This window comes from Chryseobacterium populi, assembly GCF_000282115.1.
Classification (GTDB): domain Bacteria; phylum Bacteroidota; class Bacteroidia; order Flavobacteriales; family Weeksellaceae; genus Chryseobacterium; species Chryseobacterium populi.
This window is the reverse complement of the sequence record NZ_AKJY01000092.1, coordinates 23,289-33,849: the sequence shown is the minus strand read 5'-3', so window position 1 is coordinate 33,849 and position 10,561 is coordinate 23,289. Positions and strand designations below refer to the sequence as shown.

The 10,561-nt window shown below is 35.9% G+C and carries 7 protein-coding genes; 5 read left to right on the top strand and 2 right to left on the bottom strand.

Translation table 11 applies throughout. From position 1 onward, the window contains the following. Positions 1 to 252 precede the first annotated feature (252 nt). The 3 genes from PMI13_RS17865 (at position 253) to PMI13_RS17855 (ending at position 5,036) form a co-directional block, all read left to right on the top strand. The gene (locus PMI13_RS17865; protein WP_238536331.1) at positions 253 to 2,856 is read left to right on the top strand and encodes a T9SS-dependent M36 family metallopeptidase; all 2,604 of its coding nucleotides are present in this window, start codon (positions 253 to 255) and stop codon (positions 2,854 to 2,856) included. Positions 2,857 to 2,988: 132 nt separating this feature from the next. After that, complete coding sequence (locus tag PMI13_RS17860) at positions 2,989 to 3,966, top strand: EamA family transporter (protein WP_007846343.1); 978 nt, start codon at positions 2,989 to 2,991, stop codon at positions 3,964 to 3,966. Positions 3,967 to 4,040: 74 nt separating this feature from the next. After that, positions 4,041 to 5,036, top strand: a complete 996-nt coding sequence (locus tag PMI13_RS17855) for an alpha/beta fold hydrolase (RefSeq protein ID WP_007846342.1) — start codon at positions 4,041 to 4,043, stop codon at positions 5,034 to 5,036. A gap of 206 nt (positions 5,037 to 5,242) precedes the next feature. Here the strand turns inward: PMI13_RS17855 and rplS are convergent, their stop codons facing one another. Beyond that, a complete protein-coding gene (gene rplS / locus PMI13_RS17850; protein ID WP_007846341.1) occupies positions 5,243 to 5,599 on the bottom strand; it encodes a 50S ribosomal protein L19 in 357 nt (118 codons plus the stop codon). A gap of 286 nt (positions 5,600 to 5,885) precedes the next feature. Here rplS and PMI13_RS17845 point away from each other — a divergent pair, with 286 nt between their 5' ends. Together PMI13_RS17845 and PMI13_RS17840 are read left to right on the top strand one after the other, a co-directional pair. Continuing rightward, entirely contained in the window at positions 5,886 to 8,621 is a 2,736-nt protein-coding gene (locus PMI13_RS17845; protein ID WP_007846340.1) for a fibronectin type III domain-containing protein, read from the top strand. A 423-nt stretch (positions 8,622 to 9,044) separates the two neighbouring features. Further along, positions 9,045 to 9,707 (top strand): succinate dehydrogenase cytochrome b subunit, encoded by a 663-nt coding sequence (locus tag PMI13_RS17840; RefSeq protein ID WP_007846333.1) that lies wholly within the window; start codon positions 9,045 to 9,047, stop codon positions 9,705 to 9,707. A 94-nt stretch (positions 9,708 to 9,801) separates the two neighbouring features. On the opposite strand, the gene PMI13_RS17835 is transcribed toward PMI13_RS17840, so the two are convergent. Further along, entirely contained in the window at positions 9,802 to 10,491 is a 690-nt protein-coding gene (locus tag PMI13_RS17835; RefSeq protein ID WP_007846332.1) for a DUF3667 domain-containing protein, read from the bottom strand. Between the last annotated feature and the right edge of the window lie 70 nt (positions 10,492 to 10,561).

Genomic DNA, 10,561 nt, shown 5'->3' with positions numbered 1-10,561 from the left:
ACAAATTTTGAGACAGAAAAAAGACTGCCCCTTTTGAGACAGCCTCTTTTTTTATTGTTGATAATAAGTCTTTTTTAATAATATATGACTATAAGTAATAAAATGAAAAGGGAAAATCAGAAATGGTAATAATCCCTAAAAAGTGACTAAAAACATATAAGATAATATAAGTTTTGTTTTTTTTTAAAATAAATTAAATAAAATATTCTTTGATTGTTAAATATTTGTAAATTAGCGGCTTTATTAATGTATATGAAAAAGATAACTCTACCTCTTTTATTTGCTGTATTCGCAGTATTTCAGTCTTCCAACCTGTATTCCCAGGACAATGAAAGGCTTATTAAAGATTATATTTCTCAGAATAAAATCAGAGAATATAAAAAATCTGATCTTACCAATTTTATTATTGATAATGTAGACGCTTCAAGATCATTGAGCGGAAACGTTGTAAAGTTTCAGCAAACCTATAATGGGCTTCCTGTTTATAATGCAGTAGGAACAGCGCTTGTTAAGGATAATAAAATTGTATACTATGTGGATGGTTTTTTGAAGGATTATACTTCTTCTACACCAAACAATGCAACAATTAGTAAAAGTGCAGCGATCCAGAAGATTGCTGAAAATATAGGAAAAGAAGAAATTAAATCTTATCCTATTCTTGGTTATCAGGATGCAGAGCCACAAAGCGGGCATGCAGCTAAGCAAAGATTAGTATATGTTGAAGATCAGGGAGCTCTGAAGCTGGCTTACCAGGTTACTTTACCGGAACCAAAATCTCATAGTCTTTGGGATGTATTGGTGAATGCAAATACAGGGGAAATAATTACTAAAAATGATCTTAATGTATCATGTAATTTCCATTCTGATGCGTATTCACATGATCATTCACAACTAGGACAAAATAATTTTATAGGCCCCGTTAACGAGTTTCAGAATCAGGCTGCTTCCTTTCTGGTTCCTGATAATGCTTCTTATAATGTATTTGCATTACCTATTGAATCGGCTACATTTGGTGCCAGATCAGTAGTTAATAATCCGTGGATGTTGGCTTCTTCACCTGAAGGATGGCATTATGACGGTACAAATCATTATACTTATACGAGAGGTAACAATGTATATGCATATGAAGATATGAATGCAACAAATACCCCAGGCTTTTCACCGGATGGAGGCGCAAGCAGAAACTTTAATTTTCCTTTCAACCTTTATGCTTCACCTGCGGATAACCTGAGTGCATCAATTACCAATTTGTTTTATATCAACAACAAAGTGCATGATATATTTTACAAATTCGGTTTCACGGAAACAGCAAGAAACTTCCAGAATACTAACTTTGGTTTAGGAGGTGCCGGAAATGATTATGTAAAGGCAGAAGCACAGGATGGAACAGATACGAATAATGCTAATTTTGCGACTCCTCAGGATGGAGGTAGTGGTAGAATGCAAATGTATTTATGGACAAGTTTTAATAGAATATATTATTATAATGCACCTGCGGCTGCAGTTCCCCGTCAACCGCTTGTAGGTACGGCTCAGTTTGGAAGCCCTATCAATGCAACAGGAGTTACGGCAGATGTAAAAGAGTCTTCTGTAATAGATGGTTGTACGGCAATACCTGCAGGGACGTTAGCTGGGAAAATCGGTTTAGTGCAAAGAGGAAACTGTGACTTTGTAACTAAAGTTAAAAATGCTCAAACGGCAGGAGCAGTAGCAGCGATAATTTATAATGCCCCAACTTCAGGCCCTGTTGGAGGAATGGCAGGAACAGATGGAACAATCACGATTCCTTCAGTTTTAGTTGATAATGCTGAAGGTGAGTATATTAAGAGTCAGCTTACAGCGGGTACTGTTGTTAATGTGACATTGAAAAACGATCCTGCAATGGCAGTTACTCCTGATGGTAGTTTCGATAACGGAATCGTTACCCACGAATATGGGCATGGTATTTCCAACAGATTAACAGGAAACGGATGGACGTGTTTGCAGTCATCAAGCAGTAAAGAACAGATGGGTGAAGGCTGGTCAGACTTCTTTGCCTTAATGTTAACAAATAAAGCAGGTGATAATGCTACAGTGCCTAGAGGTATCGGGACTTATGTTATCGGTCAGTCTAATTCAGGTGGTGGGATCAGACCTGCAAAATATTCTCCGGATTTCACAATCAATGATTATACCTATGCAGATACCAATGGTATGGAATATCAAAACCAGAATGGGGTTCTTGTACCGGATGTACACTCTATAGGATTTGTATGGGCGACTATGTTGTGGGATCTTCACTGGCAGTATGTAAATAAATACGGATATGCTTCTGATGTAACAGCTAATGCCAATAGTGGTAGTGCAAGAGTATTACAGTTAGTAACCAACGCATTAAAACTTCAGGCTTGTAACCCTACATTTATTGACGGCAGAAATGCAATATTAGCTGCTGAGGTAGCAACTACAAACGGAGAAGACAAATGTATGATCTGGAGGACTTTTGCGAAAAGAGGTTTAGGCCTTAATGCACAGGCAGGAGTAAAAACCAATATCAATGATCAGGTGGGGGATTTCTCAGTACCTGCAGAATGTGTATTGGCAACAGATGAAGTGAAAACTGTAAAAAACAATACGATCTCTATCTATCCGAATCCTGCTAAGAATGAATTCTACATCAACTTCCCAGGCAATACCATTGGAAAAGTAAGTGTTGAAATTTATGATATGTCAGGAAAAATGATCTCCTCAGAAGATAAAATTTCAACAGATGCTAAAAAAGCGATCTCAACAGACAGAATGATCAACGGAACTTATATGGTTAAAGTAAAGGGCTTAGGCATTGATACTGTATCTAAAGTTATCGTTAATAAATAATAGATTTAAATAAAATCTTTGTAAACAATCACCCCGGCCATCCCTGGGGTGATTTTATTTATCTATCAGGACAATGATGGAATGCTTTGTTCATTATTATATTGTAACTTTGCTGGCTTTTAAAGGAAAACTATGAAGAAGAATATACTAAAAGGAGTTGTGTTTGTCGGAATCGGAGCCAGTATATATGGTATGTTGGCTACATTTGTAAAGATGGCTTACCATGATGGCTACACTACATCCGAAGTTACTACATCGCAATTTGTCTTAGGATTGGTGGGTCTGCTGATCCTGAATTTTATTCAAACCATCACATCAAAACAGAAACTGTCATCGCCAAGCACAAAAGAAGTAAAAATGCTGATGATAGCAGGAACTTCATTGGGATGTACAAGCTTATTTTATTATATAGCAGTTCAGTATATCAATGTTTCCATTGCAATTGTCCTTTTAATGCAGTCTGTTTGGTTCAGTGTGGTGGTAGAAAGCTTTCTTTCCAAAAAATTACCGAACGCAAGAAAAGTAGTATCCGTAATTATTGTTTTAGTGGGAACCATTCTGGCTACCAATCTTATCAATATGGATATAAAGCTGGACTGGCATGGAATATTCTGGGGATTAATGGCTGCAGCTTCTTATACACTGACCATGTTTACATCCAATACTTTAGCTACCCATTTACCTGTTTTAAGAAAAAGCATCATCATGCTTTCGGGAGGCTCAATTATTGTGTTTGCATTTTTGTTCTTTGCCCAGATAGGACCGCTTTATTCCGACGGGTTAAAATCAGTTTACCTTAATTTTACAGAAAGTACACAGCACATCCGTTCTTTTGATTATTCCATACTTTGGAAGTATGGTCTGGTTCTGGCATTATTCGGAACTGTAATTCCGCCTATTTTATTTAATATTGGCTTTCCGAATGCAGGCTTAGGTTTGGGAAGTATTGTTTCTTCACTGGAGCTTCCGGTTTCCGTTACAATGGCTTTTGTTCTGTTGGGAGAGCATGTTGATATGATTCAATGGCTGGGGATTGTTTTAATTCTTTTTGCTATTGTTTTAATGAATTTGCCTTCAAAAAAAGAACTTACCATTGCAGAAGTATCATAATTAAATTTAAAATAATACATATAAGCCGTTTCTTTTGAAGCGGTTTTTTTAATTTTATACTTAAATAAAATTTCATGAAATATTTTAAAAATGCTGTTGTCATTGGAATGTTATCGATTGCGCCTGGAATCATGTTTTCACAGGTAAGACCTATGGATGTTATGTTATCAGATTACCAATACCCTTATGAAGTTCATTTAATTAATTTAAAATCTCAGAACAATGATTTGAAGATGGCTTATATGGATGTAAGACCTAAAACGTCAAACGGGAAAATCATAATGCTCCTCCATGGAAAGAACTTTAACGGTGCATATTGGGAACAAACCGCAAAAGATTTGTCTGATAAAGGATTTAGGGTAATCATCCCGGATCAGATAGGATTTGGAAAATCGTCAAAACCTCAGAATTATCAGTTTTCTTTTTCACAGCTGGCCGAAAATACAAAAGCCATTTTAGATGAACTGAAAATTGATCAAACCATTGTTTTAGGCCATTCAATGGGAGGGATGGTAGCGACGAGATTTACATTGCTCTATCCCGAAAGAGTACAAAAGCTCATCCTGGAAAACCCTATTGGGCTTGAAGATTACAAAACTTTTGCAGCCTACCAAACTATTGACCAGGCATATCAGTCGGAATTAAAAAATACAGCAGAGACCTATAAAAATTATCAGCTTAAATTTTATTACGATAATAAATGGAAAAGTGAATATCAGCCATGGCTGGATTTGATAGCAGGCTGGGCACTGCATCCGGATTATCCCAAAGTTGCCTGGGATGCAGCCCTCACTTCAGATATGATCTACAATCAGCCGGTGTGTTATGAGTTTAAAAATATAAAGGTCCCTACCTTATTAATTATCGGAACTCGCGACAGAACTGCGATAGGGAAGGACAGAGCTCCTAAAGAACTCCAACCGAAAATGGGGCAGTACCAGGAATTGGGAAAGAAAACCCAGAAGGAAATTGCAGGCTCAAAATTAGTGGAAATTGAAAATGTAGGTCATCTGCCTCATATAGAAGTTTATCCTAAATTTTTCAATGCCCTATATGATTTTATCAAATAATCAGATAAACCATTTTACCCGTTAAAATAAACACAAGCTTGTCATTCCGGAGGAATCTAAATATTATCTTTATCATTCAACCATTGAGGTTTTCGCAGGATAATAAACTTTTCAACTGAGCGTTTATGCCTCTGAGTAAAAAAAAGAAAATAAAAAGAGGCTGATCAATGCTGAACAGCCTCTTTTTGTATGTGTTGTTGTCTGAATTATTTTTTCTTGTAAGCAGCGTCTTTGATTCTAGCTTTTTTACCTCTAAGGTCTCTGAAGTAATAAATTCTAGATCTTCTAACTTTACCTCTTCTGTCAACTTCAATTTTTTGTAAAGCCGGCATGTTGATCGGGAATACTCTTTCTACACCTACATCACCACTCATTTTTCTGATCGTGAAAGTTTTAGTAGAACCAGTACCTCTTAATTGGATAACTGTTCCCTTGAAGAACTGGGTTCTTGTTTTTTGTCCTTCTTTAATTTCGTAATACACAGTGATTGTATCACCTGCTTTGAATTCAGGGAATTCTTTTTTTGTAATGTACTTGTCTTGTACGTACTTTAATAAATCCATTATTAATAAAATAAAATGTTAAAGCTAAGCAACTTACACGCTTTTCGTCAGAGGTTGAATAACAGGTTGCAAATGTACAAAATAGTTTTTGAATATGCCAAATAATTTTATGTTATTAATACAGATTTTTTACATCTTTTTCAGCCCTAAAAGTTAACACTTCCTTTACGTTGGCATGAAACAGAGTTTATATGTGAATTCTACTTTTGCACGAAATATAAACACACGTTTCCTTCTTATTCCTACAATTTAAAACTCAATATAAAACCACTTAAAAATTAATTTAATGAAACATTACGTATTCTTTTTCTTTTTTGTCGTCCAGATGGCTTTTGGGCAGACTTTGTTTCCCTATTTGCAAAACCCGACACCGAATTCGATGATCGTCAATTGGAAAACAAGCTCAAATAATGAAACCACAGTTATTTATGGTAATTCACCTTCGAATTTAAGCGTTACCGTTACGGGAACTACCAATATTTTTTCAGATACGGGATATAATAACAATTACTTTTATCACACAGCAAAAATCACCAATCTTCAGCCCAATACAAAATACTATTACAAAATAAAAACCGGGACCAGTGAATCTGCGGTTTATAATTTCAGAACACTTCCTTTACCGGGACAACCCGTTACAGCTGATGGTAAAATACGCTTCTTAATAATGGGAGACAACCAGATCAAGGCTGAACCTAGATATGATACATTGACATTAAATGCTTTTAAAAAATTAAAGCAGAAATTTGGGCCGGATTCAGATCCTTCTGATAATGTAGCCCTTACTTTTATGGTAGGAGACCAGGTAGATGTAGGCACTCTGGATCATTATGAAAATGTGCATTTCAAAAAGAATATCAAATTATCACCATACCTTCCGATTCAGACTACGGTAGGAAACCATGAAACCTACGGAAGTTTGGGAATGAATTCTTACTATGCCCATTTCTATATCGATGAAATCAAGTATAAAAATATTTCTTCCGGAAATGAAAATTATTATGCCCAGCAGGCCGGAAATGTCTTATTTATCAGTTTAAGCTCGGAACACACGGGTGCTGCACAGCAAACCTGGCTACAACAGATTTTAAATGAAGCAAACAACGATCCTACCGTTCACTGGATTATTTCATTAAGCCACAGGCCTTATCAGGCTGAGCAATATGTAGGAGATATTTCAACCTGGGTAAGGGATATTGCTGTTCCGTTGATGACAGGCTCAGGTAAATACTTGATGCACGTAGGAGCTCACCATCATCTGTACCATAGAGGACAGCTGAAAAACACACCTAACTACCAGATCATTTCCGGTGGAACCGCCTGGGACCAATATTGGGGAATGTCTACTGAACAGGATTTTGATGATGTTCAGAAAACATTGACAGACTGGACCTATCAGATCGTCGAAGTGGATGTTACCAATGGAAAAGTAGATGTAGAATGCTATTCAATAGGAGGAGTTTATACTAAAAAATACAATGAGCTGGTCGATTCTTTCCACAGGTATAAAAATCAGCAGAAACCGGCTAAACCATCTATTACGAATACCTTTTCAGGAACAATAACTTTACCGTTAACTTTAAATGGAAGTGCTTTTTCGTCGCCAAACGGAGAACTTTTAAATACCACTCAGTTTTTAATCAGTAAGGCAGCTGACTTTTCCGTTATTGAAAAAGAATTTTACCGGGATTATGAAGACTGGTTCGGAAAAGACGGAACGCCGGACAAAGCTAAAAACTTAAATGCAGGAGTTGATATTACAAAAGTTACTCTCCCTGCCAATTCTATCTCAAACGGAGTTTATTATGTGAAAACCCGCTACAGAGACAGAAACCTTGAATGGAGCGACTGGAGCGATGCCAAACAGTTTGAAATTACAGGAAGCGTGGTTTCAAACCCTACTTTCACTTTAAATAAAACAGAATATCTTCAGAACGAAGCCATCACGGCTACCTATACAGGCGGCCCTGGTAACCAGACCGATTGGATAGGTATTTATAAAAAAGGACAGACTCCGGGATCCGTGACTTCTCAGGTATATACTTACACCAATGGACAAACCGCAGGAACTGCTACTTTTAATAATGGTCTTGCTAATAAAGGACAGTATTTTGCAGGTTTTTTTGCCAATGACGGCTACACGGAAATCACACCGAGAAAAAGCTTTTATGTAGGTCCTAAAGTCGTACTGCAAGCTACAGCAGATACCTATCCTGTAGGCGGAACAGTTAAAATTAATTTTTCTAACGGACCGAATCTGGTCAAAGACTGGATCGGAATCTATAAAATGGGACAAACACCGGGAACAAACACTTCAATAAAATGGGACTATGTGAATGCAACCTCCGGAACACTTAATTTTACAGGGCTTCCAAAAGGATATTATTATGCGCAGTATTTCCTTGAAGACGGCTATACCGCAATCGGAGAGAAAGTTTTCTTTAAAGTAGGAGACATTGTTACAGAACTATGGATCAATAAGCCGGTCTATACTTTAGGTGAAAATATTACAGCTTCATGGACGGATTCTCCGGGAATTATCAAAGACTGGCTGGGAATTTATCCTCAGAATATTCAGACCCCGGATGATAATTTTATTTCCTATACTTATTTTGACGGAATCACACAGGGAACTAAAAATTTAACGGGTACGGCACTGCCTGCAACACCGGGGAATTATTATATGGTAATGTTTACCAATGATTCTTATACTGAAGTTTCAAACAGGGTGCAGTTTCAGGTGAATTCATCTACTTTGGGAACCGATGAGGTGAAGAACAGTACGGAGAAAAATGTAATCTTATACCCCAATCCTACTAAACCCGGTGAACCAACTTTCATTAAAAGCGATTATCCGATTGAAAAAATCGAGCTGTTATCAGCTTCAGGAGATCTACTCTATGAATCTAAGAACGTCCACAACCAGCGTTTTTCTTTAGTTAATGAAAATCTTCCGAAAGGAGTCTATTTCGTGAAAGTGCATACAAGAAAATTATTCACTTTAAAGCTGGTTATACAGTAAAATATAAATTAAATATCAAACAGAAAAAGCGGAAAGTACTTTCCGCTTTTTCTGTTTATTGATAAAGTTTTTTTTCTTTCTGATGAATCGGCCAATCCCGAAAGCTTTGTAACCAAATTTATTTTTTTCTAACTTCAATGATATAGTAATCAATATGGCAAACTGTGAATATAGCTACTTGTTTGAATTTAGGTTATTGTTTATTAGTTATTTTATGATTTATTTGTGTCAGAATTATATAGATATAATACAGAATATTTTAGTCACCGGAGGTTTTCAATATCTTAGACAGCAGGAGCTACATTAAGTATTAAGGTCCGGACACTGAGTTTGTATTCTTTTTTATAATGTTATAAAAAAGTTAATGATGTTTGTCCAATATTAAAAATCAAATTGTCTTAAATAAAAACTAAAATTTCAGGTATGGCAAAACAGCTTTTGAATTCATCCATTATGAGGAAAGTAGCCATGGGACTTTCGGGCTTTTTTCTGATCACTTTTTTAATGCTGCATGTATCGCTTAATCTGACTTCTGTAATAAGCGAGGATCTTTTTAACCGTGTTTCTCACTTCATGGGATACAATCCGTTGGTACAATATATAGGGCAGCCCATTCTTATATTCGGGTTACTTTTTCATTTTATTATGGGATTTATTTTAGAGATCCAGAATCGCAGGGCAAGGCCGGTAGGCTATGCTTACAATGCAAGCTCTGCAAACAGTTCCTGGGCTTCAAGGAATATGATTATTTCGGGGGCAGTCATTCTTTCTTATTTTTGTCTTCACTGGTATGACTTCTGGTTTCAGGAGCTGAATTACAAATTTATTGAAATGAATGTACCCAGTGAAACAAGATATTACGGCGAACTGGTACACAAATTTCAAAGCCCGGTTCGTACCTTTTTGTATTGTGGTGCATTTGTACTGTTGGGGTTACACTTATGGCATGGATTTTATTCCTCAATGCAGTCGGTAGGGTTTAATAATAAATATGCACGGGCATTGGCCCAATTCGGTAAATATTTTGCGGTTTTTGTTCCTGCTTGCTTTATATTCATCGCTTTATTTCACCATTTTATAAGATAATTTTAACATAGATAAGTGGTGAATTATATTGCTTTTTTCTGCTTATTAAGAACAAGACCAGTAAAATCGAAAATGCGATGAGCATACCTGCTCTTTAACGTTTTGTAATTAAGTCGGCTAAAACTCCCAAAAAACCTACTGAAAGCCCAAATGTAATCATTCCTAATAGATAAGAAACAAGAGCTTTTGTATAGCTTGCGACCTTAGTTTTGTCGAAAAATTGTCCGACTGCCCAGGAAAAGTAGATAAAGACAATAATTGCAGCAACCTGCATCAAAGGAAATTTGGTTAATCCCTCAAAAAGGGCAAAAACAGAAAATAACAGCATTTCCATTCCAAGGATAAAACACAGTAAAATCAATATTTCAAAAAAATTATAATTATATTTTCTGAAAAATATTTTTAACCAAAAAGCAATAAATCCACCCATTATGATATTTGAATATCCGTAATGACTTTGAATCCAATCATTAATTGAAATTATTTGCGATCCTTTTATCTCATCAAATTTAATATAACCTTCTTCGATATGAAAGAATTTGCTGATTAAGGTATAAATTAATGAGGTTACAATAATGAATATAACAGGTTTTACAAGTCTGCTTCTATTTTCAGTGATGAAATTCTTAATGTTTTCTCCGGGTTTTATCAATAATTCTCTTATTGTATATAAGATCCCTCTTTCAAAATGTAGAACGTGCTCAATTTCACTGATGATATAACGGCCGTCGATCCTTTTGGGTTTTACAGTTTGCTTACAGTTGGAACAAAATTCTTCACTCATGGTTAGGTACAATTTTTAATGCAAAAAAAGATAAATGATTTTAAATACATTTTACACTTTTGTGTAATTT